The 23865-nt window shown below is 35.2% G+C and carries 25 protein-coding genes and 1 pseudogene; 10 read left to right on the top strand and 16 right to left on the bottom strand.

What is annotated here, in order from left to right:
* Window positions 1–150: 150 nt before the first annotated feature.
* Window positions 151–732: a hypothetical protein gene (locus IWX83_RS07985; protein ID WP_196828886.1), complete on the top strand. Its 582-nt coding sequence runs from the start codon at window positions 151–153 to the stop codon at window positions 730–732.
* 32 nt (window positions 733–764) lie between these two features.
* On the opposite strand, the gene IWX83_RS07980 is transcribed toward IWX83_RS07985, so the two are convergent.
* The 9 genes from IWX83_RS07980 to hisS all read right to left on the bottom strand — a co-directional run bounded on the left by IWX83_RS07980 (window position 765) and on the right by hisS (window position 9984).
* The gene (locus IWX83_RS07980) at window positions 765–1568 is read right to left on the bottom strand and encodes a Cof-type HAD-IIB family hydrolase (protein WP_196828884.1); all 804 of its coding nucleotides are present in this window, start codon (window positions 1566–1568) and stop codon (window positions 765–767) included.
* A 29-nt stretch (window positions 1569–1597) separates the two neighbouring features.
* Complete coding sequence (locus IWX83_RS07975) at window positions 1598–1816, bottom strand: putative signal transducing protein (protein ID WP_073353483.1); 219 nt, start codon at window positions 1814–1816, stop codon at window positions 1598–1600.
* A gap of 15 nt (window positions 1817–1831) precedes the next feature.
* Window positions 1832–2551, bottom strand: coding sequence for a DEAD/DEAH box helicase (locus IWX83_RS07970; RefSeq protein ID WP_196828882.1), 720 nt, complete (start codon window positions 2549–2551; stop codon window positions 1832–1834).
* Between the two features lie 252 nt (window positions 2552–2803).
* Window positions 2804–3967, bottom strand: coding sequence for a sigma-54 dependent transcriptional regulator (locus IWX83_RS07965; RefSeq protein WP_196828880.1), 1164 nt, complete (start codon window positions 3965–3967; stop codon window positions 2804–2806).
* A gap of 125 nt (window positions 3968–4092) precedes the next feature.
* Window positions 4093–5409, bottom strand: a complete 1317-nt coding sequence (locus IWX83_RS07960; RefSeq protein ID WP_196828878.1) for an ABC transporter permease — start codon at window positions 5407–5409, stop codon at window positions 4093–4095.
* A gap of 71 nt (window positions 5410–5480) precedes the next feature.
* A complete protein-coding gene (locus tag IWX83_RS07955; protein WP_132065819.1) occupies window positions 5481–6401 on the bottom strand; it encodes an ABC transporter ATP-binding protein in 921 nt (306 codons plus the stop codon).
* Window positions 6402–6565: 164 nt separating this feature from the next.
* Complete coding sequence (dnaJ, locus tag IWX83_RS07950) at window positions 6566–7678, bottom strand: molecular chaperone DnaJ (RefSeq protein WP_073353492.1); 1113 nt, start codon at window positions 7676–7678, stop codon at window positions 6566–6568.
* Window positions 7679–7736: 58 nt separating this feature from the next.
* The gene (gene grpE, locus IWX83_RS07945; protein ID WP_073353493.1) at window positions 7737–8315 is read right to left on the bottom strand and encodes a nucleotide exchange factor GrpE; all 579 of its coding nucleotides are present in this window, start codon (window positions 8313–8315) and stop codon (window positions 7737–7739) included.
* 292 nt (window positions 8316–8607) lie between these two features.
* Complete coding sequence (gene hisS, locus IWX83_RS07940; RefSeq protein WP_196828876.1) at window positions 8608–9984, bottom strand: histidine--tRNA ligase; 1377 nt, start codon at window positions 9982–9984, stop codon at window positions 8608–8610.
* 354 nt (window positions 9985–10338) lie between these two features.
* Here hisS and IWX83_RS07935 point away from each other — a divergent pair, with 354 nt between their 5' ends.
* Window positions 10339–11583, top strand: a complete 1245-nt coding sequence (locus IWX83_RS07935) for an ABC transporter permease (RefSeq protein WP_196828875.1) — start codon at window positions 10339–10341, stop codon at window positions 11581–11583.
* A 160-nt stretch (window positions 11584–11743) separates the two neighbouring features.
* Here IWX83_RS07935 and prmC read toward each other — a convergent pair whose 3' ends face one another.
* Window positions 11744–12616 carry a peptide chain release factor N(5)-glutamine methyltransferase gene (gene prmC / locus IWX83_RS07930; protein WP_196828873.1) on the bottom strand — a complete coding sequence of 291 codons (873 nt, stop codon included), beginning with the start codon at window positions 12614–12616 and terminating at the stop codon, window positions 11744–11746.
* 140 nt (window positions 12617–12756) lie between these two features.
* A complete protein-coding gene (locus tag IWX83_RS07925) occupies window positions 12757–13245 on the bottom strand; it encodes a GNAT family N-acetyltransferase (protein WP_073353499.1) in 489 nt (162 codons plus the stop codon).
* 103 nt (window positions 13246–13348) lie between these two features.
* Between IWX83_RS07925 and ribD the strand changes: the two genes are divergently transcribed.
* From ribD to IWX83_RS07910, 3 genes are read left to right on the top strand one after another with little or no spacing between them, the layout of a single operon-like run.
* The gene (ribD, locus tag IWX83_RS07920) at window positions 13349–14392 is read left to right on the top strand and encodes a bifunctional diaminohydroxyphosphoribosylaminopyrimidine deaminase/5-amino-6-(5-phosphoribosylamino)uracil reductase RibD (protein WP_196828907.1); all 1044 of its coding nucleotides are present in this window, start codon (window positions 13349–13351) and stop codon (window positions 14390–14392) included.
* Complete coding sequence (locus IWX83_RS07915) at window positions 14385–14987, top strand: HAD family phosphatase (protein WP_196828871.1); 603 nt, start codon at window positions 14385–14387, stop codon at window positions 14985–14987. Before ribD ends, IWX83_RS07915 begins: the two co-directional genes overlap by 8 nt.
* A 55-nt stretch (window positions 14988–15042) precedes the next feature.
* Window positions 15043–15666: a YigZ family protein gene (locus IWX83_RS07910; RefSeq protein WP_196828869.1), complete on the top strand. Its 624-nt coding sequence runs from the start codon at window positions 15043–15045 to the stop codon at window positions 15664–15666.
* Between the two features lie 29 nt (window positions 15667–15695).
* Here the strand turns inward: IWX83_RS07910 and IWX83_RS07905 are convergent, their stop codons facing one another.
* Window positions 15696–16100: a thioesterase family protein gene (locus IWX83_RS07905; protein ID WP_073353504.1), complete on the bottom strand. Its 405-nt coding sequence runs from the start codon at window positions 16098–16100 to the stop codon at window positions 15696–15698.
* A gap of 184 nt (window positions 16101–16284) precedes the next feature.
* Here IWX83_RS07905 and dnaA point away from each other — a divergent pair, with 184 nt between their 5' ends.
* The 5 genes from dnaA (at window position 16285) to IWX83_RS07880 (ending at window position 21288) form a co-directional block, all read left to right on the top strand.
* On the top strand, window positions 16285–17712 hold the full coding sequence (dnaA, locus tag IWX83_RS07900; protein WP_073353506.1) for a chromosomal replication initiator protein DnaA: 1428 nt from the start codon (window positions 16285–16287) through the stop codon (window positions 17710–17712).
* A gap of 7 nt (window positions 17713–17719) precedes the next feature.
* A complete protein-coding gene (locus tag IWX83_RS07895) occupies window positions 17720–18187 on the top strand; it encodes a low molecular weight protein-tyrosine-phosphatase (protein WP_196828867.1) in 468 nt (155 codons plus the stop codon).
* A 107-nt stretch (window positions 18188–18294) separates the two neighbouring features.
* Window positions 18295–19017, top strand: coding sequence for an SAM-dependent methyltransferase (locus IWX83_RS07890; protein ID WP_196828865.1), 723 nt, complete (start codon window positions 18295–18297; stop codon window positions 19015–19017).
* Between the two features lie 191 nt (window positions 19018–19208).
* Entirely contained in the window at window positions 19209–20336 is a 1128-nt protein-coding gene (locus IWX83_RS07885; RefSeq protein WP_073353512.1) for a methionine aminotransferase, read from the top strand.
* 70 nt (window positions 20337–20406) lie between these two features.
* Window positions 20407–21288 carry an SDR family oxidoreductase gene (locus IWX83_RS07880; protein ID WP_196828863.1) on the top strand — a complete coding sequence of 294 codons (882 nt, stop codon included), beginning with the start codon at window positions 20407–20409 and terminating at the stop codon, window positions 21286–21288.
* Between the two features lie 168 nt (window positions 21289–21456).
* Here the strand turns inward: IWX83_RS07880 and IWX83_RS07875 are convergent, their stop codons facing one another.
* The 4 genes and pseudogenes from IWX83_RS07875 to IWX83_RS07860 all read right to left on the bottom strand — a co-directional run bounded on the left by IWX83_RS07875 (window position 21457) and on the right by IWX83_RS07860 (window position 23834).
* A complete protein-coding gene (locus IWX83_RS07875) occupies window positions 21457–21768 on the bottom strand; it encodes a hypothetical protein (protein WP_231379869.1) in 312 nt (103 codons plus the stop codon).
* Window positions 21769–21838: 70 nt separating this feature from the next.
* A pseudogene (locus tag IWX83_RS07870) lies at window positions 21839–22368 on the bottom strand (YceI family protein).
* Window positions 22369–22412: 44 nt separating this feature from the next.
* Window positions 22413–23165, bottom strand: coding sequence for a pirin family protein (locus IWX83_RS07865; protein ID WP_196828859.1), 753 nt, complete (start codon window positions 23163–23165; stop codon window positions 22413–22415).
* Window positions 23166–23252: 87 nt separating this feature from the next.
* The gene (locus tag IWX83_RS07860; protein ID WP_196828857.1) at window positions 23253–23834 is read right to left on the bottom strand and encodes a Crp/Fnr family transcriptional regulator; all 582 of its coding nucleotides are present in this window, start codon (window positions 23832–23834) and stop codon (window positions 23253–23255) included.
* Window positions 23835–23865 lie beyond the last annotated feature (31 nt).

Raw genomic sequence — 23865 nt, 5'->3', positions numbered from 1 at the left:
TCCGCTGTATCTTTTGTTGCGCTATCGCTCCACAAAAGGATGCCGCTGCTATCCTTCTCGCAACGTGCTGCAAATTTACACACAATATTCTTTAAAACGAAATCTATAATTTTCTGGATATTAGCATTATCTTGCACTAAAAATCACTTCATGAAAAAATTAGTTTTAATAGCATTAGGTTTCGTAATGGCACAAGTACATGCTCAAAATAACGTGGAGTGGGATGGAAAATACCAGTTGCAACTTTCCGATTTTCAATCTAATGCTACTCAAATTGGTGCTGTAGATATAAATAGCATTCATACGGCCTCCAGTCTTGATTTTGCATTCCAAATGAGTAATGTCGAATTTATGTTTACCAAAAACTTTAATGCTAAAGTAATTTCCTCATTCAAGCGGGATGCCGCATCTATTATCGCAACTGACAGTATTACTGCGAAATATTTATTGAATTTTGCACAATACGAATTCGACTTATCTGAACTGTATGCCAGAAAACTACGAAAAGAAATATACGATAAAAAAGGTACTTTTTCTGACGTGAGTTTTTTACAGGTCGTATTCAACAGCATTCAGCAACAATACACTGAAGATCATGCCATGGCTTCAAAAAATACTAATCTTGGTCAAGAGGAGGAGAAACTCGCTGCAATCCATTCTGCCGTGCTGCAAAATATCAATGAATTACCTGATTTTTGTAAAAGCTGTAAACCACCAAAAAAAGCCAAATAAACCGTTTAATTGAAATTACAAACCTAAAATCCCTAATTCAAGATAAACCGTCGCACTACCTCAGCTACACCATGATTATTATTGGAGGCAACAATAACATCTCCTTTATCTCTCAATTCTGGATCCACATTATCAACCCAAACACCCAATCCTGCATATTCAATCATGGATAAATCATTGCCTGCATTTCCTACCGCAATAATTTCGCTTTGAAGGATGTTCAGTCTCTCAGCCAAAAATTTTACACTTGCTGCTTTATCAATTCCGTTTTGTGCTACTTCCAAGAAAAAAGGTTTTGACATCGAAACACTCAAATGTGGCATGGCCTCTTTTAAATCTTTTTCAACTTTTTTAAGATAGCTGGGTTCTTGTAATAAAATACATTTTACCGCAGCAGTAGTCACAGCTTCCTTGAAATTTAAAACTTTATCATGCTGCAGCCCTGTGATATTTTTCTCGATATCAATATATTCTGAATCGGTTTCACTAACTATTTTACCATCGATATACGTAATAATATCTGTTTTACTCTTGATACTATAATCATACAATTCATGAATTTGCTGTTGCGTCAAGGTTTGTTCAAACAACACTTTATCTTCTTTTAAATCCGTAATTACGGCGCCGTTAAAAGACAGCATATATGAATTATTGATATCCAATTGTAATTCTTTGGCAAAAGCAGTCATGGCTAATGTTGGTCTGCCCGAAGCCAAAACAACATACACACCCAATTCTTGGGCCTTAAACAACATGGCTGCATTCTCTTTTGAAATTTTATGGTCATCAGTCAACAAGGTGTCATCCAAGTCTAAGACCAACATTTTATATTTCATCTCCTCCTTTTTGCAATTATAATTTGAGCTTAAATACTCATTCTAAATTCTTCAATAACTGGATTTACTTTGGCAAATTCTGTTTCTTGAACGAACAATTCAACTGCTAAATCCGAATTTCCAAAACCTCCCAATCGAGCCGATTGTATGTTGTTTTTCACCACTACATCTACACCAATTTCTTCAATTTTTTGCTGTAAAGCCATTGCTAGAATTTCACTTCCCGAAAACACTTTCATTAATCCCATTTTTTCTATTTTTTATTATTTGATACCGTCTTCATCCTTTTCTCCCTCTGATTCCTCTGTTTCAGTAGCCGTTTCTTGCTCTTCCACACCTTCGTCTTCTTCATCTTCGTCTTCTTCCTCCTCTTCTTCTATTTCGAATAAAAAAGGTTCTACTAACATTTTGTCAGCCAAAATGGCTATTCGTTCTGTTAACAGATCTGAGAAAATAATACGTTGCGTTTTTGTAATACTATTCGAAATACGCATGATTTTAGTTTCATGACGCAGTTTCAAAATTGGATCTGCATCGTCCAGAATAAGCATTTTTAGTCTGTTTACATTAAATCCAGCGGTGGTAAACATATCACTCAATTTATTGGGCGTTCCAATCAAAACATCAATTCCGGTCGAAATATAATTTTTATCATATTCCATATCGCCTTTGTCGTGCACTCCATAGACACGCAAGTCCGTGTATTTTCCAAATTTTTCAAAAAGGTCTTCCATCTCCAAAACCTTAGCTTTGTCCTCTACAATGACTAAAGCACGAGGCGATTCCTCACCCTCACGAACTAATTGTTGAATTACATTTAGCACAATTGTTGTCGATTTTCCACTCCCTTTATCTGCAATAATAATACAATCCGCACCACTTTTCAGCGTCGAAAATGTTTCTTTTTGCATCGTATTAGCCTCGATCAAACCATTTTCTATTAAGGCTTCTTGTAATTTTTCGTTTATTTTTTTTAGTTTCATTTTTTTTATTTCACAAAGATTTTCAAAGGGATCAAAGACCACCAAGAACTTATAGTTACTGAATCAAATATTATTCGATTGAATTATTACATTCATTTTTTTTATAATCCCAATTTCCTCCACTATCCAAGCAACTATCAATTTGAAAGAAACGATACGTTTTAAATGCTAAAAACAAAATGAAAAGAAGTAAAAGCAAGATCTGATACTTTTTAAATTTTTTCATTTACTACTTAGATTAAAAAACGACTTTTATTTGCTTGCAAACAGTTTGACATCATTCTCGGAAATTTCGCTTCCGCCAAGGATAATTAAACGCTCCACGACATTTCGTAGTTCCCGGATATTCCCGGTCCAATCGTATTCCTGGAGTAAATTGATCGCTTCTTTAGAAAACTTTTTTACCACATTTCCTTGCTCCAAAGCGATTTTATCGGCAAAATGCGCAATTAACATCGGAATGTCGTTGCGTCTTTCATTTAAAGCAGGAACTTTTATCAAGATAACTGCTAAACGGTGGTACAAATCTTCTCGGAAACGCCCTTCAGCAATCTCCACTTTCAAATCTTTATTGGTAGCCGCAACCACACGCACATCTACTTTAATGTCTTTGTCTGCTCCTACTCTAGTAATCATACTTTCTTGCAACGCTCGCAATACTTTGGCTTGCGCCGAAAGACTCATATCTCCAATTTCATCTAAGAAAATAGTTCCTTTATCAGCTGCTTCAAATTTTCCTGCTCGGTCTTTTACTGCCGATGTAAAGGCGCCTTTTACGTGACCAAACAACTCACTTTCTATCAATTCAGATGGAATCGCAGCACAATTCACCTCAATTAAAGGAAAATTAGCTCGCACACTTTTTTCATGTAATTGATGGGCAACGAGTTCCTTTCCTGTTCCATTGGGTCCAGTAATCAAAACACGGGCTTCCGTTTGTGCTACTTTTTCAATCATTATTTTAATATGATTGATCGCTTCACTTTCGCCAATCATTTCGTAGTTTTTACTGACTTTTTTCTTTAGGATTTTGTTTTCCACTACTAGTTGCTTTTTGTCTAAAGCATTGCGAACCGTATTCAATAATCGGTTTAAATCCGGTGGTTTTGAGATGTAGTCAAATGCCCCCAAACGCATTGTATTAATAGCCGTTTCCATGTCGCCATGACCAGAAATCATAACCATGGGGATCTCAGGCTTGATTTTTTTTACTGCTTCCAGTACCTCAACACCGTCCATTTTTGGCATTTTGATATCACACAAAACCAAATCGTAGTCGTTATTTTTTAATTTTTCAAAACCTACAACACCGTCTTCAGCCTCTTCTACTTGATAGGTATCATTTTCTTCAGAAAGTATTTTTGTCAATACTCTTCGGATTGCAGCTTCGTCTTCTATGATTAATATTTTCGGCATATTCTTTATTTTTTTTTAGCCCTGATGGAAGCGGCATCCTTTTATGGACTTTTTCAGTCCAGAAAAGATATAGCGTACAGCAGGAATCAGCTCCTAAAATTAATTAGGATTCTTTTTATTTATCTTTAATATTTTAACCATTTGTACAATTCGCCCCAAGTTGGTTTTTTGCCGTACATCAGTATTCCTATTCGGTATATTTTTGCAGCAAACCATACCACTGAAAAGAAGGTCCCAAATAACAAGGTTACTGAAATTGCTATTTGCCACAAAGGTACGCCAAACGGAATTCGCATCAGCATGACAATTGGCGATGTAAGCGGAATCATTGAAAAAACTACTGCGACTGTACCATGCGGATCATTAATAACCGTGAAAAAACCTACATAGACACTCAACATTAATGGCATAATAATAGGCAAAAGGAATTGCTGTGAGTCGGTTTGATTGTCTACAGCTGCTCCAATGGCGGCATAAAAAGAGCTGTATAAAAAATAACCGCCTATGAAATAGATTACAAATCCAATTAAAATACTTGCAATGGGTAAATTCCAAAGCTCCTTGATATACATTTGGGCTGTTCCAGTCACTTCTTGCTGAGCGGCTTGTATCAATTCTGGTGACAATTTAGCGGTTGGTCCCACATCTACGCCAAAAAATAGCGAAGCAGCAAACATCAGTGAAAGTCCTATAAGTGCCCAAATGAAGAATTGCAGCAGTCCTGCTAATGCAGTTCCTATTATTTTTCCCATCATCAGCTGAAATGGTTTCACCGAGGAAATAATAATTTCTACAATTCTGCTGGTTTTTTCTTCTATCACACTGCGCATCACCATGTTGCCATAAATAATAATGAACATCATTATTAAATAGCCAAAAGCGCCACCAATACCTATTTTAATTTCGTTAAGTCCTTTGACACTTTCTTCACCAGATGCTTTTGATAGACTAATGTTTATATTGGCCTTAGCCTTCGCAATGGCTAGTGTATCCAGTTTTGCTTGGATAAAATTCGTTTTGGTCAATTTATCCGTAATGACCTCTTGAACATTTTCTATGAAGGAAATACTCGGACTATTATTAGAAATAAATTGAATTTTATTTTCAAAATCCTTTGTGCTTTCTACTTTAGGTATGTACAGCAACCCTTCATAATTTTCGTTAGTGATGCTGTCCTTTAAAAATTTTAAATCAATAACCGATAAGTCGAGGTATTTATATTCCCCATTCTTTTGATTTATAGCTGTAAACTCCTGCGCAAACAAACCGGATTCATCGTGAATTGCGATTCGTTTGGTATCGGCTTTCATCGTACTTAAATAGCCTACAAATGCGGCAAGTCCAACAAATAATAACGGACTTAAAAAAGTCATGACGATAAAAGATTTATTGCGCACCTTGGCAATAAACTCTCTTTTTATGATTAGTGAAATAATACTCATTTAAATTTTTGATTGGTGATTTCAGGTTGATGATTTTAGAAACTTAAAATCAAAGCGCTAAAATTGTGTTTTTATTTACTAACCGTTTGAATAAAAATATCATTAACACTCGGTATTTTTTCAACAAAATGGGTGACTTGACCGCGTTGCGTCAAGACCTGTAATAACTCGTTTGGCAAAGCCGTTCCAAGTTGAATTTCCAATTTTAACTCGTTATTAAGCGATTTAAAATTTGCTGGTGCAACGGTGAATTTCTGGGTAATATCGTACATCAAACCCTCCACATTATCCGATAAAATTCCCACTTCATAGCTATTGGTTTTAAATTGTCTTTTGACATCGCTTAATTTTCCTTCTATCAACTTATTAGATTTATGGATCAAAGCAATATGATCGCACAATTCCTCGACACTTTCCATCCGGTGGGTAGAAAAAATGATAGTGGCTCCTTCCTCCCTAAGCGCTAGGATTTCATCTTTAATAATAGTGGCATTTACAGGATCGAAACCTGAAAAAGGCTCATCAAAAATCAGTAGTTTTGGCTTGTGTAAAACACAAACTACAAACTGAATTTTCTGCGCCATCCCCTTAGAAAGTTCTTGAATTTTCTTGTTCCACCAGCCTTGAATTTCTAATCTTTCAAACCAGTATTCCAGTTGTTTTTTGGCTTCAGCCTTTGAAAGTCCCTTCATTTGAGCTAAATACAAGCATTGTTCACCCACTTTCATGGTAGTATACAATCCTCTTTCTTCAGGTAAATACCCTATATATTGAACGTGTTTGGGTTGTAGTTTTTCACCATCTAAAATAATCTCACCACGATCTGGCAACGTAATCTGGTTTATGATTCGGATTAGTGATGTTTTACCAGCTCCATTTGGACCTAAGAGTCCGTAGATACTCCCCTTTGGAACTGTCAATGAGACACCGTTTAGCGCTACGTAATCCCCATATTGCTTTACGACTTTATTAACTTCAAGTATAGTACTCATGCTGAATTTTTAATTGGTGTAAAAGTAAATAATTAGTACCAAAATACTTAGAATAGTTACATAAAAAACCCATTCTTGTTAAACAGGAATGGGTTTTATTTTTTTATGTAGTTGGATTAAATAGCAGCTACTATTTTATTTAAAGAAGCGATACATCGGGTCTCTTATGAAAACATATCTTTTACTTTCTCAAAAAATGATTTATCGGATTTCTCAGGATTTGGAATAAAATTATCATCGGTCAACGCATTTTCAAAAAACTGTTTTTGTTCTTTGTTCAATGTTTTTGGAGTCCACACATTCACATGAACCAATAAATCTCCATTCCCGTATCCGTTGATACTTGGAATTCCTTTTCCTTTTAATCTTAAAATTTTACCAGATTGAATTCCCTCTTCTAGTTTGATTCTCACTTTGCCGTTTACAGCCTCAATATCTTTTGAAATTCCAAGCACCGCCTCAGCAAAGCTAATGTACAAATCAAAGTGCAAATTCTCTCCTTCACGTTTCAACGATTCGTGTTCTAATTCTTCAATGGCAACAATTAAATCTCCTGGAATACTATTTCCTGGGGCATCATTACCTTTGTTAGACACTTTCAACTGCATGCCATCAACCACACCCGCAGGTATTTTTATTGAAACAGTTTCATCTTCAAGAATCATTCCTTGAGAATCAGCTTCCGTTGGTTTTTTATCTAAAATTTGACCAGAACCTCCACAAGTAGGGCAGGTTGAAGCCGATTGCATTCTACCAAGAATTGTATTGGTCACACGCATTACTTGCCCTTGACCGTTACAGGTAGAACACGTTTTATAAGTCACGCCTGGCGCTTGAACCTTACGTTTTACTTTTACTTTTTTCTCGACACCATTGGCAATTTCTTCCAATGTCAATTTTACTTTAATACGCAGGTTGCTTCCTTTAGCACGACGAACTCCTCCGCCTCCGCCTCCAAAACCACCAAAACCACCTCCAAAAATATCACCAAACTGACTGAAAATGTCATCCATATTCATTCCACCTTGACCGCCGCCGCCAAAACCTCCAGAACCATCAAAAGCTTGATGTCCATGTTGATCGTACTTTGCTTTCTTCTGTGGATCACTTAATATTTCGTATGCTTCAGCAGCTAATTTAAATTTTTCTTCTGCCGATTTGTCTCCAGGATTTTTGTCAGGGTGATGCGCTATAGCTTGCTTTCTATATGCTTTTTTAATTTCGGCAGCATCGGCACTCTTTGTAATGCCTAATATTTCGTAAAAATCTTTTTTCATTTTTATTTTTTCTTGTAAAAAACACAGACGCGATTCATTGCGTCTCTATACTTACGCATTACTGACCTATTACCACTTTTGGAAAACGAATGATTTTATCTCCTAGTTTGTATCCTTTTTCAAGAACATCAACAATTTTACCTTTCATCTTATCTGACGCAGCAGGAATCTGAGTTATGGCTTCTGCAAAGTCAGCATCAAATGCATCTCCCGCGTTTACCTCAACTTGCTCCAATCCTTTAGCTACCAAGGTGTTTTTTAATTTTTCATGAATAAGCTCCACTCCTTTTAACAAAAGTTCATCTTCGGATTTGCTTATTTCTATAATTGCTCTGTCAAAATCATCCAATACAGGCAACATGGCTAATAAAACTTCCTGATTTGCCGTTTTGAATAATTCAATACGCTCCTTAGTAGTTCTTCTTTTGTAATTTTCGAATTCAGCGAATAATCGTAAATATTTATCTTTCTCTTTGGCTAAATCTTGCGTCAATTGCTCTTCTACACTTAATTCCTCAACAATGATTTGCTCTTCACTGGCATTATTCTCTAATGTCGCCTCCTCTAATTCTTGATCGATTTCTGTATTTTCAGTAGTCATATTACTCGTATTTTTAAAAATATTCTTAAAGTTCATTTTTATTCTTTTCTTTGGATTGCAAAAGTACTGCCAATTCTTTTTAAATGTCAAATTGTCATCTTTTTAATAATTTCACTTTTTGCAGCTACATAAAACAGAACAAGTTAAAATTTTAAGATTATTTTAAGATTATCTTATTATTGTTTTTTCTAGCTTTGTTAAAATTTTTATTTGATACTGTTTCTATAGTAAAAATTCTAGAGTTTATTCTCAACAATTATTAATTCACCATTACTTTATATTTAAAAAGCTTCGTTTACTTAAACGAAGCTTTTTTTATGTCTTTACTTTACGAACCTAGTAAAGCTTCCTTCAAACTTTCAAAATTCAGTGAAAGCTGCTCTCCCGAAATTAGATTTTTAAGTAAAAATGTGTTGGATGTCATCTCATCTGGACCAACGATAACGGCAAAAGGAATTCTTCTTTTATCCGCGTGCTGAAATTGCTTCGCCACCTTGACAGCATCGGGATACAATTCTACTTTTATTCCTGCCGCTCTTAATTTTTGAATGGCTTGTAACCCATAAAAAGCTTCCGTTTCTCCATAATTTATAAATAGTGCTTGAGAAGTTGCCGAGACGGTTTCTGGAAACAAATTCAATTCTTCAACCACTAAATAGATTCGGTCTAATCCAAAAGAAATCCCTACACCGCTCATGTTTTTCAAACCAAAAATTCCAGTCAAATCATCGTATCTGCCGCCGCCGCCAATGGATCCCATGGAAACGGATTTTGGAGGAGCGACTTCAAAAATAGCTCCCGTATAATAATTTAATCCTCGGGCTAAAGTTACATCTAAGTCTAACACAGCGTTATTCAATCCAAGCTTCATGACATTGTCACATATAAAACGCAATTCTTCTACCCCTTTCAAGCCTTCCTCTGATTCAGAAAGCAAAACAGAAAGTTTTTCTATTTTCTCTACAATGGTTCCCGTGAAATTAAATAATGGTTGCACTTTTGCAATTGCTTCGGCAGCAATTCCTTTCTCCATCATTTCTTTTTTGACTCCGCCCTCTCCTATTTTGTCAAGCTTATCTAAAGCAACTGTAAAGTCAATTAATTTATCAGAAGCGCCAATAACCTCAGCTATTCCTGATAATACCTTTCGATTATTGATTTTTATGGTTACGCCACTCAAACCCAAATCAGTAAAAACAGCATCGTAAAGCTGCACCAATTCAACTTCTTGCCAAAGGGATTTAGACCCTACAACATCCGCATCACATTGAAAAAACTCTCTAAAACGTCCTTTTTGGGGTCGATCTGCACGCCAAACCGGTTGGATTTGATAGCGTTTGAATGGAAATTCAATTTCGTTTTGGTGCTGCACCACGTACCGTGCAAAAGGCACCGTTAAGTCATAACGCAACGCTTTTTCCGAAATACTCGACGTCAGCTTGGTGCTCTCCTTACTTTCCAAATGTGCGGCATTGGCTTTCGCCAAATAATCGCCGGAATTCAATATTTTAAAAATCAAACGATCGCCTTCTTCGCCGTATTTCCCCATTAAGGTTTCGGAATTTTCAAATGAAGGAGTTTCTATTGGCTGGAAGCCAAATTTCTCGAAATTACTTTTTATAATCTGTATAATATACTGCCGTTTTGCCACCTCAGCAGGTGAAAAATCTCTGGTTCCTTTTGGAATGCTCGGTTTTGATGCCATTTTATGAGTATTGGATTTTAGATTTTCAGATTTTGGACGTATTGAAAACTCCAAATTCTAATTCTTTGCAAATATCCTATTTTTAAAATTATTCTGTTTACAAATTTCATCATTTTATTGCAGGACAACTAGCCCGGATTGAAGTGAAAATGAGGCAGTAAAAAAATAATAATGTTTTCTTGCTGGAAAGAGCGACCGCAGGAAGCTCCTTTCAGGCAATTGAAAACAAATTATTTTTTGCTGTCGCATTGTAACGGAAAGCGGGAAATGGCTTCAAATAAAAGAGATTGCAATAAATTAGTTTTTAGCTAGAGAAAACCTGTAACAAAAATTGTATTTTCGTGTCAAACCATTATGATGTTAAAATTATTCAAAGAAAATATTCGGATTGCATTGGGTTCTATTAGAACGCAATTGTTACGAACGGTTCTTACTGTGATGATTATCGCTATAGGAATCACAGCTTTAGTCAGTATCCTTACGGTTGTTTCGGCACTTGAGAACACCATCTCCTCTGATTTTGCATCGATGGGAGCGAATACTTTCAATATGAAACAGTATGAAAATACGACGCGAAATCGTGGTGGTGACGAGCGTGTCATCATAAATCCAATTATTTCCTATCCTGAAGCAGTGGCCTTCAAGAACAAATACACGTATCCTTTTACGGAAACGTCACTTTCTTTTACGGCAACATCCGCTGCTGAAGTAAAATATGAAGCGACTAAAACTGATCCCGAAAATTCTATTCTTGGAGTGGACGAGTATTTTATGACCAATTCTGGTTTAGAAACCAGCGCTGGACGGAATTTTACCGGTTTTGACATCGACAATAATGCTTATGTATGTGTTGTAGGATCTGATTTTGAGAAAGGATTGCTAAAAGACGTGAATCCAATTGATAAAACAATCGCAATCCGAGGCGCTAAATTTAAAGTTATTGGAGTGTTGAAAGAAAAGGGATCTACCTTTGGAAACAATCAGGATTTACGCGTTTTAATTCCTATTCAATTGGCCCGTTCTTTATTTACGGCCCCCAACATAAACTACACCGTAAGTGTTATGGTAGGCAAAAAAGAATTGCTAGAACAAGCATTAGACAATGCTACAAGCACCATGCGCAGGGTTCGTAAATTAAGCCCTGTAAAAGACAATAATTTTGGTGTTGTTCGCAGCGACGATCTTATTAACCGAATTTTAGGAATCACAAAATACTTAGGACTGGCCTCTTGGTTGATTGGTATCATCACCGTTTTAGGCTCTTCTATCGCCTTGATGAACATCATGATCGTTTCCGTGACGGAGCGTACTCGAGAAATAGGAGTTAGAAAAGCTTTGGGAGCCAAGAAAACAACCATCGCCATTCAGTTTTTTATAGAGACATTATTGATTGGTCAAATGGGTGGATTGGTAGGCATTATTTTTGGAATTCTGATTGGATTTGGAATTGCCACCGCAATGGATTTTGCATTCGTAATTCCGTGGGGCGCTATTATGGCAGCTTTTATTACTAGTTTCATCGTAGCTATTGCTTCGGGCTTGTATCCTGCTATCAAAGCTGCGGTTCTCGATCCGATTGAAGCGTTGCGTTACGAGTAAAGTACCGTGCCTTGCCGTTATGATATGAAAAAAAACATGTGGATTAGTTAGCCAATTTAAATTGCTTATTGAAAAGCCTTTCCTGTAATAACTGTGGGGATTATCCTTTTATGACTGAATCAGCTTAAAAATCAGAAGAAAAAACGTTATATTCTAAACGCTATCTAGTACATTTTATCATCCTATCATTACCATAAATATCTTTTCGTAATTCGATATTTTTGAAATGCATTTGCTGCAGCAAATTAATCATTGCTGCCCCTAAATATTGATTGATCTCAAAGTACAACAGTCCGCTTTCAGTGAGATTTTCTAGAGCTAATTCGGCTATTTTTTTGTAAAAAATCAACGCGTCATCATCCTCTACGAAAAGAGCCAAATGCGGTTCATTATCTAAAACATTTTTTTTGATTTCTTCTTTTTCCAAATTTCGAACATAAGGAGGATTTGAAACTATAATATCAAACTGTTCGTTGATTCCTTCAACTGCACTTAATGTAACCGCTTCTAGAATATTTTGATGGATAAAATTAACGTTTACTGTATTATTGGCAGCATTTTTTTTGGCTGTAGCCAAAGCCTTTTCAGAAACATCAATAGCAAAAACGGTAGCATTTGGAAGATTTTTTGCCAAGGAAATAGCAATACAACCGCTTCCTGTGCCGATATCCAATATTTTTAGAGTAGTAGATAGTTGTGTTTTTCGGTGATCCGATAGCATCCAATCAACCAACTCTTCTGTTTCTGGTCTTGGAATCAAAACGTGTTCATTGACACTAAAATCCAATCCATAAAAGCTCGTTTTACCTAACAAATATTGTATTGGGATTTCTTGTATCAACGGTGCTAAAATCGAGTTCCATACCGCAACTTCTGAAGCAGAAAAAACCAAATCAGGATGCAGCGCCAAATCAATTCGTTTCAGTTGTTGTTTTTCCTCTAAGATTAAGTAGAAAAAACTCTCTGCTTCACCAGCATCATAAAGAGGGGTGAGTTCTTGAATAAAATGAGCTCTGTACTCTTTAATTTTCATGGTTTATAAGTATCAATTTAATTGTATAGCAGACAAAAAATAAGTTTAAAATGGATTGCTATTTAAAAATATAAGGAATAATGATTAATTGCTGTTTCTACTCTTTTATCTCTAGTGTTAAAAGAATTAAGTCATAATCATTATTCTAAATTTTTCAACATCCAAATGGGACAACTCACATGTCCTGTACTACCCATTGGAGCTGAAATGTATTCAAAACCAACTTTTTTATATAATTTTTGTGCGTCAAGCATAAAGGGCATTGTTTCTAAATAACAGCTCTCAAAACTAAAATTCCTTGCGCTTTGTAAACACACCGCCATCATTTCGGCACCAATTCCCAAACCGCGTGTTTCCGGCAGAAAATACATTTTTTGCAACTCACAAATAGTTTCCGCTTCGTTTTCTAGTGGCGCAATTCCAGCAGAACCAATAATTCTTCCGTTATTTTCAACCACATAGTACACAGATCTTGGTTTGCTATACTCTTCAAACATAAAATCCAAATAAGGATCTTCATAAGCCGTCCCTACTTTTGGAATATTCAATTCATCAAAAACCGCTCGTATCAATGCTGCAACTTCTTGATTATCTTCTCTATTTATTTTTCTGATACTGTAATTTTCCATTTTTTAAAAATCTAATTATACCTGCAAAAATAGAAATTGTTTATTATTATTCTCCAAAGTTTTGAAACAAAATCATAAACTCAAAAATTACTACTTTTGTATGGTGAAAATACATGAAAAATATATAAGAAGGTGCATCGAATTAGCTGAAAATGGTTTAGGAACAACGTATCCAAACCCCATGGTAGGTTGTGTGATTGTTTACGATGGAAGGATAATCGGCGAAGGTTGGCACAAAAAAGCGGGTGAACCACATGCAGAAGTAAATGCTGTAAATTCCGTAAAAGATAAGACTTTATTGAAAAAAGCAACCATTTACGTAAGTTTAGAACCGTGCAGTCATTTTGGAAAAACACCACCATGCTGCAATTTGATTATCGCTAATAAAATCCCAAAAGTGGTCATAGGAACTATAGATCCTAACGAAAAAGTGGCGGGAAAGGGAATCAAAAAGCTAATTGAAGCCGGAATTCAAGTAACTGTTGGCGTACTAGAAGAGCCTTGTTTTGAATTGAACAAGCGCTTTTTTACTTTTCACAACAAGAAAAGACCGTACCTTATTTTAAAATGGGCAGAATCCAAAGACGGTTTTATCGCTCCAATGGAAAAATTAGAAAAAAAACCCGTTTGGATAACCAATGGATATTCCAGACAACTAGTCCACAAATGGCGCACTGAGGAGCAGGCAATTCTGGTGGGAACACAAACTGTGATTGACGACAATCCTAAACTCGACGCACGAGACTGGCGGGGAAATAATCCTGTCCGAGTAGTTTTAGACCAAAATAATCGCATTCCAGAACATAGCCAAATTCTTGACAGTCACGTTAAAACTATCCTTTTTTCTAAATTTAAAACCGCTGCTGAAAAAGAAAATGTTATCTTTGAGATAATTGATTTTGAGGAAAACGTAGTACAGCAAGTAGTTCAATCGCTGTACGAACATCAAATTCAGTCCGTTATTATTGAAGGCGGAAGGCAAACTTTGCAATCTTTTATAGATGCCAATCTATGGGATGAAGCACGAATATTCGTTGGAAACATGCCATTCAATTCCGGAATCAAAGCGCCTATTCTCGGTAAAAAACAGTTCGAAAAATCTTTGATTGGTACTGACGAACTTCTAATTTCTAGAAACTATGATTAATACTATAATTTTTGATTTTGGTGATATTTTTATCAATTTAGACAAGCAAGCTTCTGTTACTGCTTTTAAAAACTTAGGCTTAACAGAATGGAATGATGATCTAGAACAGTTGAACCTGCAGTTTGAAACTGGAAAAATATCTCGTGAAGATTTTCTGTTTGGCATTCAAAAATACATCCCAACGGCTAGTATCAAGCAAATTACTGCGGCTTGGAACGCCATCCTTCTTGACTTTCCTTTGTATCGATTAGAATTTTTACAAATGCTTTCCCAAAAATACCGCTTGTTTCTGTTGTCGAACACCGACGCCATCCATATTGAAAATTTTGAGCAAACAAACGGAATTTCTTTTTACAGGGATTTTTATCAATGTTTTGAAAAAGTATATTTCTCGTTTGAACTTGGCACAAGAAAACCCAACCCTGAAACTTTTAATCACCTGATAAACAATCATGAATTGGCTCCCAAAAGAACCCTGTTTGTAGATGACAAAAAAGAAAACACTGATGCTGCGCTGGCTTTAGGATTTGAAGTTTGGAATTTACAAGTTGGAAAAGAAGACGTCATCCATTTATTAGACAAAAAATTAATTTGAAAAAAGGCTTCAAAAGCAAATCGAGTTTAAAAATTCATTCCCTTTTTAATTCCTATTGAAAGATACATACAACACCATTGAATTACCCGTAGAAGGAATTCTTCACAAAGATAAAAATAGTAAGTTTTTTGGTTACGCATTCCCAATGCAAGAAGAGGATCAGCTAAAACCGATCCTAGACCATTTACGAAAACAACATCCGCATGCTGGTCATTTTTGTTATGCCTATCAAATGGGTACTGATGCGCTTACTTATAGAGCAAACGATGATGGAGAACCTAGTAACAGCGCTGGCATGCCCATCTATGGACAAATTCAATCCTTTGCCATTACAAATGTATTGCTGGTAGTCGTTCGCGTTTTTGGAGGAGTAAAATTAGGCGTTGGAGGATTGATTGCAGCCTACAAAACAACTGCACAACTCGTACTTGCCACCTGCGAGATTGTCGAAAAAACCATTGACGTCCATTTTATGATCTCCTTTGATTACAAAAACATGAATAAAGTGATGCGGGTAATCAAAGAAAAAAAACTAGAAATTGTTTCTCAAGAAATGGAAATAAATGAAATATCAACCCTTCCAATGGGGGTAATTGAGGTAAAAACGCGAAAAAAAAATGCCGAAATGGTCTTCGACATTTTTCAAACGTTATTCGAAATAGACATAAAACAAGTCTAATTCTGATTCAAAACCGTACTTTTTTCAGTTTATTCCAAAGTTTTTAACAATTCCAAAATATAATCTGGAGGAGCAGTTGGGCGACCCGTTTTTATTGACACAAAAACCAAAATAAACTGGGCAGTTGTTAATAACTCATTCGCTTCATTATAGATCGCGCAATCGAATTCTATCTTTACGGACGTCTGACTTTTGAAAACCGTGTGAACCGTAAGCAACTCATCATAACGTGCTGATTTTTTATAATTTATATTCATGGAAACAATAGGAAGAGCAATTCCCCTTTCTTCCATTATTTTATACGATATCCCTTTGTTTCTAAGCCATTCCACTCTTCCTATTTCAAAATAAGGTATGTAATTACCGTGATATACAACGCCCATTTGGTCAGTTTCCGAGTAGCGTACTCTAACTTCTATTTGATGATCTTTCATTAATTTTATATTAAATATTTTAATTTTAAACAGTGCCTTACAACAATAATTCGTGAAATTATTACCCTATATATTTTTTTTTACAGAAATTTGTTCACATATTTGTTACCCCGATAAATAATTACAAAACTCCTTTTTTTTAGTAAGATAACAATTACCAATTAAAAACAATTTAATAGAATATATGAACAAAACTGCTCAATCAGTATGGGAAAACTGTCTGTCTTTTATAAAAGACAACATCCAAGACCAAGCTTACAAAACTTGGTTCGAACCAATCAAATCAGTTGAACTTACCGATAACGCATTATATATTCAAGTTCCAAGTAAATTTTTCTATGAATGGTTAGAGGAGCACTATGTAAAATTACTAAAAGTAGCCCTTACAAAAGAACTTGGAAAAAACGCTAAGTTACTTTATAAAATCAGAATGGAAAACACTTATGGCAATAAACAACCGTTTACAGAACAGTTGCCAAGTGCGAATAGAGTTCCTATGAAACCACAAGAAGTAGATGCTCCATTTAAAAACTTAAACCCCGAATTAAAAAATCCTTTTGTAATTCCAGGTATAAGAAATTTAAAAATCGAATCTCAACTAAATGCTAATTACAGTTTTGATAATTTTTTAGAGGGAGATTCTAATAGATTGGCACGATCCGCAGGTATGGCTGTAGCCAATAAACCAGGTGGAACTTCATTCAATCCGCTATTAATTTTTGGGGGAGTTGGTCTAGGAAAAACACATTTAGCACACGCTATTGGTGTGGAAATAAAAGATAAATATCCTGAAAAAACCGTTTTGTATATCTCTGCAGAGATTTTTACACAGCAATATATCGACTCCGTTAAGAAAAATAATAGAAATGATTTCATCCATTTCTATCAGCTAATTGATGTTTTGATTATAGATGACGTACAATTTCTTTCTGGCAAATCAGGAACGCAAGATGTGTTTTTTCACATCTTCAATTACTTGCATCAGAATGGAAAACAAGTGATCTTAACCTCAGATAAAGCACCGGTTGACATGCAAGATATCGAACAACGTTTGTTGTCTCGTTTCAAATGGGGATTGTCTGCTGAAATACACCAGCCCGATTATGAAACAAGAATTTCTATCTTGAAAAATATATTATATCGCGATGGTGTAGAAATTCCTGAAGAAATTGTAGAATACGTTGCCCGCAATATCAAATCAAACGTCAGAGAATTGGAAGGAGCAATTATTTCATTGATTGCACAATCCTCCTTTAACAAAAAGGAAGTTACTTTAGAACTTGCTAAAAGTGTCGTTGAAAAATTCGTAAAAAATGTAAAACGAGAAATTTCTATCGATTACATTCAAAAAATTGTTTCTGATTATTTCCAATTGGATTTAGAAACCTTACAATCAAAAACGAGAAAAAGACATGTAGTGCAAGCCAGACAATTGGCTATGTTTTTTGCAAAGAAATTCACAAAAGCATCTTTGGCAAATATCGGCTCTCAAATTGGAGATCGTGATCACGCTACCGTGTTACATGCTTGCAAAACGGTTGACAATTTAGTGGCCACCGACAAACAATTCAAAAAGTTTGTAGAAGATATCAACAAAAAATTAACGTTGTAAAAGCATTATGCCTGTAAAAATTTTAATGGTTTGCTTAGGAAACATCTGCCGTTCTCCGTTAGCTGAAGGAATATTGGCTTCAAAACTTCCAAAGGATAAATTCACTGTTGATTCCGCAGGAACTGGTTCTTGGCACATTGGTCATGCACCTGACGAACGCTCTATTGCTGTTGCAAAAAAAAACAAAATTAGCATTTCACATCAAAAAGGAAGACAATTCAGCACTACTGATTTTGATGCGTACGATTACATATATGTGATGGACAATACTAATTACAGCGATGTACTAACTTTAGCCAAAACTGAACAACACAAAGAAAAAGTCCAGCTAATTTTAAATGACTTATTTCCAAAAGAAAATGTAGATGTTCCAGATCCTTATTTTGGTTTACCCAATGGATTCGAAATTGTTTACAACATGTTGGATGAAGTTTGTGATGTAATTGCCAAAAAACTATTAGCCAAACACCAATAATTTTTCTGTTCAAAAATTGTGGTTAGCACTTAGAATCTTATAATTTGCAATCAATCGCCAACAATAATAATCCTATCAACACCATAATAGGTCCATAAATAACACTCATGAAATCAAACACTGTTTTAGGAAAATTGTATTTAATACCTACAACCATGGGCGATTGTGATCCTATGGATGTTTTACCACAAACTATAAAAAGAAGTATTGATCTTATCGATTATTATATTGTTGAAAACGACAAAACAGCGCGTAAGTCCATTAAGGAAGTAAGTCCAGAAAAAAAACAAGCCGAGCTAAAGCTTTTTGTGTTGAATAAACATACCGAAATTAAAGAACATTTAGACTTTATAAAACCACTTTTGGAAGGTCAAAACATGGGTTTAATGAGCGAAGCGGGATGTCCTGGAGTAGCTGATCCTGGTGCTGTAATTGTAAAATTAGCGCATGAAAAAGGAATTCAGGTTATTCCTTTGGTAGGTCCTTCTTCTATTCTTTTGGCAATGATGGCATCAGGAATGAACGGTCAAAGTTTCACCTTTCACGGTTATTTACCTATTGAAAAAGACGAAAAGAAAGCCAGTTTTAAAACGTTAGAAAGAGTCTCTTTTGAAAAAAATCAATCTCAGATTTTTATTGAAACACCATACCGTAATAATAAATTACTGGAAGATTTAGTCCAAACTTTACATCCTGAAACGCATTTATGTATTGCCACGGATATCACCTTGCCTACAGAATACATCAAAACCAAAAAAATTGCGGATTGGAAAAAAGAAACTATCGATTTGCACAAACGTCCTACGATTTTTATCATACACAAAATGTAAATTCAAACTTTTCTTTAAAAATCCTAAAGGATGAAATCAACAGAAATCACAGAACATATACTTCATCCAAACGATATTAAGCTTCTAAATTATTCAACTCAAAAGAATTGAATAAATATAAAAACAATACTTCTAATGATTAATTCTAAATATAAAAACCTATTTTTATGTTTAGAATTAATCATTTTTTTATGAGTAAACTACCAAATATCAGCACGAGTATTTTTACGATTATGTCTAAAATGGCAGCGGAATATAATGCCATTAATCTTTCACAAGGATTCCCAAACTTTCCTGTTGACGAAAGATTAACAGATATTGTTGCCAAACTAGCCAAAGAAAATGTGCATCAATACACACCAATGTCCGGCTATCCCCCGTTATTATCAAAAATAGCGGTATTAATTCAGAACTCTTATCAAAGAACTGTTCAGCCTGAAACGGAACTGCTAGTTACCGCCGGAGCGACACAAGGAATTTTTACCACTATACTAGCTTTGGTGAAAACCAATGACGAAGTTATAATTCTGGATCCCAGTTACGACTGTTACGAAGCACCTGTTTTATTATCACAGGCCACTCCCATTCGCGTGGCACTTAACGATGACTACACCCCCAACTGGAAAATTATAGAAAGTGCTTGCTCCTCTAAAACAAAAATGATTATCATTAACAATCCGCACAATCCAACGGGGAAAATTTTAACGGAATCTGATTTTGAAGCCTTGGAAATGCTTTTGGAAAAATATCCTGATATCATTCTCCTTTCGGATGAAGTCTATGAATACATCACTTTCGAGGAAAAACATATTTCAGCTCATACTCGGGAGAAACTGTTGAATCGTTGTGTGATGGTTTCTTCTTTTGGAAAATCATTCCATGTTACGGGATGGAAAATTGGCTATTTAGTAGCACCCGATTATTTAATGAAAGAAATCAAAAAAGTCCATCAGTTTTTAGTTTTTAGCGTCAATAGTATTTGTCAAATAGCCATTAGTGCGTATTTGGACTTGGTTTCTACAGCTGCAATTGGGAAATTATATCAGGAAAAACGAGATTATTTTAGACAATTATTAAAAGACAGCCGCTTTGAACTGATGCCGTGTGAAGGAACTTATTTTCAAGTGGTTTCGTATGCAGCTATATCAAATGAGAATGATGTTGCTTTTTGTAAACGACTTATCATAGAACATGGCGTTGCTGCAATTCCTATTTCTACTTTTTACGCTGATGGAAAAGACCTAAAATTAATTCGGTTTTGCTTTGCCAAAGACAATGCTACGCTGGAAGAAGCCGCTAGAAGATTATGCGTCATTTAAAAGTATTTGTTTTTATTATGCATGCATACTATTTTAATTTAATATATTTACCTTATAAAAACATCAAAACATGAGTTATACAGATAAAATGTTACGCGACGATGCACTAATAGGCAAAGTGATTGTCGTAACCGGAGGCGGAAGCGGTTTAGGAAAAGCAATGACTAAATATTTCTTGGAATTGGGTGCGCAAGTGGCCATTACTTCCAGAGATTTAGAAAAACTAAAAAATACTGCTGCAGAACTGGAAACGGAAACCGGCGGAACTTGTCTTCCTATTCAATGCGATGTACGTCATTATGAAGAAGTCGAAAATATGCTGAAAGAAGTGTTGAAAGCTTTTGGTAAAGTAGATGTTTTACTAAATAATGCTGCCGGAAATTTCATTTCACCAACGGAAAGATTATCTGCTAATGCTTTTGATACTGTAATTGATATCGTTTTAAAAGGAACCAAAAACTGTACACTTGCTTTTGGAAAACATTGGATTGACACCAAACAAAAATCATCGACCATTTTAAATATTGTTACGACTTACGCTTGGACAGGTTCAGCTTACGTGGTGCCAAGTGCTACTGCAAAAGCAGGTGTTTTGGCTATGACACGAAGTCTTGCGGTAGAATGGGCAAAATACGGAATTCGTTCGAATGCAATTGCTCCGGGACCGTTCCCTACTAAAGGTGCTTGGGACCGATTGTTACCTGGAGATTTAGCGGAAAAATTTGACATGGCTAAAAAAGTGCCGTTAAAACGGGTGGGAGATCATCAAGAATTAGCCAATTTAGCAGCTTATTTAGTTTCCGATTTTTCAGCGTATGTAAATGGTGAAGTAGTTGTAATTGATGGTGGTGAATGGCTGAAAGGCGCTGGACAATTTAATATTCTAGAAGCTATTCCAGAGGAACTTTGGGATCAATTAGAAATGATGATTAAAGCAAAGAAGAATAAATAATAGTTTTAAAAAAAACAAAAAGAGAGTCACATGGCTCTTTTTTTTAGTTTGCACTACTTAATATTTCAGTACACATTCTATTGATAAGTTAAACCATTAAGAAATTAAGGAAAATTAAGAAGTGGTGCTTAATTTTTCTTAATTTCTTAATGGTGAAAAAAGAGTTTTTTAAATTTTATTGTTACATAAGCCCAGTAAAATTTCACTTTTCAGCAAACCACTTCCACCACCGTAATGCTGAACAATGCTAACATCTGGATTTATATTTTTGAAAAAAGTACACAATTCAGCTTCGCTTTCTTCCTGAATGCCGGAACCTAACAATACAAGGGAAAAATTTTTTTCTAGAAAAACATCCTTAGCTTCCTCATCATTCATAACGCCTACTCCATTCCAATTCTCGTTTGCATTTATTAATCGGATGACGGTTTCTAGAATTTCAAGATGTCTTCCTATGTATAAAATATGTATGGTTTCCATCATTCTATTTTTTAAAACAGAAATATCAAAGAAAATAATCCTTTGAAATTTCTGTTTATTTACTTTACAATTATTGTTGCAAAAATTGCAATTCGATGTTCAAACGAACTTCTTCACTTACTAAAACACCGCCTGTTTCAAGAGCCGAATTCCAGTTTAATCCCCAATCTTTTCTATTGATTTTTCCTTCTAATGCAAGTGCCATTTTGGTATTTCCCCATGGATCTTTCATTAATCCTCCATAATCCGCAGCTAATTTCACTGATTTAGTAACACCGTGTAATGTTAAATCGCCAATCAATTTATATTCGCCTTCATTAATTTTGGTAAAAGAAGTTGCGCTAAATTTAATTTCTGGAAACTGAGCAGCATCAAAAAAGTCAGCACTCAATAAATGCGTATCTCTATCAGCGTTTCCTGTTGTTACAGAATCAATGCTCAGGTGAATTCAATTTTCGCGTTTTCTAAATTGTTGTCTTCGGCTTCGATGTTCGCATCAAATTTTGAAAATTTACCTGAAACATTCGTGAACATCATGTGTTTCACTTTAAAACCAATTTCTGAGTGTGTTGGGTCAATTACCCATTTTGTTGTTGACATAGTATTATTTTATTTAAATTATTATTAATTAGTTATTTATTAAATTACAATTCCATCGGAACTTCCATCAATAAGATTTCGGCATTGGCTGAATTGGCGGTAATTTTAATTGTATTCGTATCCCAAATTCCGAATCCGTCCCGTTCATTTAAAGTGATGTTTCCAATCGTGAAATCTCCTTTTAAAATGAAAGCATAAATTCCATTTCCCGGTTTTTTTAATTCATACGAAGTAGAAAAATCGTTATCAAACTTCCCAATATAAAACCAAGCATCTTGATGAATCCAGACGCCGTCATCTTCTGGATTTGGCGATAAAATTTGCTGTAGTTTATTGTGACGATCGTTTAAATCTAAAGTGATTTGGTCATAACGCGGCGTTACATTTTTTTTATTTGGATAAATCCAAATCTGTAAAAATTTAACCAATTGGTCTTTGTTTTTATTGTATTCGCTATGAAAAATTCCAGTACCAGCGCTCATCGCTTGAATATCACCTTCCTTGATTACGGTAGTATTTCCCATACTGTCTTGGTGTTCTAGATCACCTTCGAGCGGAATAGAAATAATTTCCATATTATCATGTGGATGTTTTCCAAAACCCATTCCTTGGCTAACTCTATCGTCATTAAGAACTCGCAACACACCAAAATTCATTCGTTCCCGATTTTGATAATTCGCAAAACTAAACGTATGATAGGATTCTAACCATCCATGATTCGCATGACCGCGAGTATTCGCTTTGTGCAAAACAGAATTCGTAATTGTATCGTCTATAATTTTTTCTATATTTTCCATTGTCTTCATCTTTAATAGTATGATGCAAAGTTGCGTCGAAAAAAGAGCGCATGCATTGAACTAGGACAAGAAATAAAAAAAGAGAATTTAAAGTTTAGCGATTTTAGTTCTTATTTTGCTTAGAAATTCGGCTGAAATACCCAAATAAGACGCAATATAATGTTGGGCAACGCGCTGTGAAAGTGTAGGATAATGTTCAAGAAACTCTAAATATTTCTCGATTGCCGTTTTAGAAATAGTATTAAATAAACGGTCTTGAGTAACCGCAAGACTCCTTTGCATTAGGATTCGGAACGCACGTTCAAATTGAGGTGCGTTACTAAACAATTCTTCTTTTGATTCAGGACTGAACATAAAAAATTCACAATCTTCCAATGTTTCAATAAAAACACGGCTTGGTTTGTCTTCGTAGATACTGAACGAAATATCGCTTACCCAGGCATTTTCGATAGCAAATTGGAGAATCACTTCAAAGCCATTGTCATCTATATAATATTTTCGAACACAGCCTTTGACAACAAAAGCTTCAAAGTTGCACATCTCTCCTTCTTGCAAGAGCATCGTTTTCTTTGGAACGGTTTTAAGCTCCAATAAAGAATTGAAGATTTCTAATTCTTGCTGGTCAAAAGAGACGTAGCGGCTTATGTTTTTGTTGATTTGAGAATACAAAGTTTTAATTTTAGAAACTAAAGGTAAAAAA

The sequence above is a fragment of the Flavobacterium sp. CG_9.1 genome (assembly GCF_015751645.1).
GTDB lineage: Bacteria > Bacteroidota > Bacteroidia > Flavobacteriales > Flavobacteriaceae > Flavobacterium > Flavobacterium xanthum.
This window is presented reverse-complemented; position numbering and strand designations above follow the sequence as displayed.

What these genes read in the sequence shown, in the direction of transcription:
- IWX83_RS07985 (WP_196828886.1), top strand. Translation starts at nt 151, where the DNA reads ATGAAAAAATTAGTTTTAATAGCATTAGGTTTCGTAATGGCACAAGTA.
- IWX83_RS07980 (WP_196828884.1), bottom strand. Translation starts at nt 1,568, where the DNA reads ATGAAATATAAAATGTTGGTCTTAGACTTGGATGACACCTTGTTGACT.
- IWX83_RS07975 (WP_073353483.1), bottom strand. Translation starts at nt 1,816, where the DNA reads ATGGGATTAATGAAAGTGTTTTCGGGAAGTGAAATTCTAGCAATGGCT.
- IWX83_RS07970 (WP_196828882.1), bottom strand. Translation starts at nt 2,551, where the DNA reads ATGAAACTAAAAAAAATAAACGAAAAATTACAAGAAGCCTTAATAGAA.
- IWX83_RS07965 (WP_196828880.1), bottom strand. Translation starts at nt 3,967, where the DNA reads ATGCCGAAAATATTAATCATAGAAGACGAAGCTGCAATCCGAAGAGTA.
- IWX83_RS07960 (WP_196828878.1), bottom strand. Translation starts at nt 5,409, where the DNA reads ATGAGTATTATTTCACTAATCATAAAAAGAGAGTTTATTGCCAAGGTG.
- IWX83_RS07955 (WP_132065819.1), bottom strand. Translation starts at nt 6,401, where the DNA reads ATGAGTACTATACTTGAAGTTAATAAAGTCGTAAAGCAATATGGGGAT.
- dnaJ (WP_073353492.1), bottom strand. Translation starts at nt 7,678, where the DNA reads ATGAAAAAAGATTTTTACGAAATATTAGGCATTACAAAGAGTGCCGAT.
- grpE (WP_073353493.1), bottom strand. Translation starts at nt 8,315, where the DNA reads ATGAACTTTAAGAATATTTTTAAAAATACGAGTAATATGACTACTGAA.
- hisS (WP_196828876.1), bottom strand. Translation starts at nt 9,984, where the DNA reads ATGGCATCAAAACCGAGCATTCCAAAAGGAACCAGAGATTTTTCACCT.
- IWX83_RS07935 (WP_196828875.1), top strand. Translation starts at nt 10,339, where the DNA reads ATGATGTTAAAATTATTCAAAGAAAATATTCGGATTGCATTGGGTTCT.
- prmC (WP_196828873.1), bottom strand. Translation starts at nt 12,616, where the DNA reads ATGAAAATTAAAGAGTACAGAGCTCATTTTATTCAAGAACTCACCCCT.
- IWX83_RS07925 (WP_073353499.1), bottom strand. Translation starts at nt 13,245, where the DNA reads ATGGAAAATTACAGTATCAGAAAAATAAATAGAGAAGATAATCAAGAA.
- IWX83_RS07915 (WP_196828871.1), top strand. Translation starts at nt 14,385, where the DNA reads ATGATTAATACTATAATTTTTGATTTTGGTGATATTTTTATCAATTTA.
- IWX83_RS07905 (WP_073353504.1), bottom strand. Translation starts at nt 16,100, where the DNA reads ATGAAAGATCATCAAATAGAAGTTAGAGTACGCTACTCGGAAACTGAC.
- dnaA (WP_073353506.1), top strand. Translation starts at nt 16,285, where the DNA reads ATGAACAAAACTGCTCAATCAGTATGGGAAAACTGTCTGTCTTTTATA.
- IWX83_RS07895 (WP_196828867.1), top strand. Translation starts at nt 17,720, where the DNA reads ATGCCTGTAAAAATTTTAATGGTTTGCTTAGGAAACATCTGCCGTTCT.
- IWX83_RS07890 (WP_196828865.1), top strand. Translation starts at nt 18,295, where the DNA reads ATGAAATCAAACACTGTTTTAGGAAAATTGTATTTAATACCTACAACC.
- IWX83_RS07885 (WP_073353512.1), top strand. Translation starts at nt 19,209, where the DNA reads ATGAGTAAACTACCAAATATCAGCACGAGTATTTTTACGATTATGTCT.
- IWX83_RS07880 (WP_196828863.1), top strand. Translation starts at nt 20,407, where the DNA reads ATGAGTTATACAGATAAAATGTTACGCGACGATGCACTAATAGGCAAA.
- IWX83_RS07875 (WP_231379869.1), bottom strand. Translation starts at nt 21,768, where the DNA reads ATGGAAACCATACATATTTTATACATAGGAAGACATCTTGAAATTCTA.
- IWX83_RS07865 (WP_196828859.1), bottom strand. Translation starts at nt 23,165, where the DNA reads ATGGAAAATATAGAAAAAATTATAGACGATACAATTACGAATTCTGTT.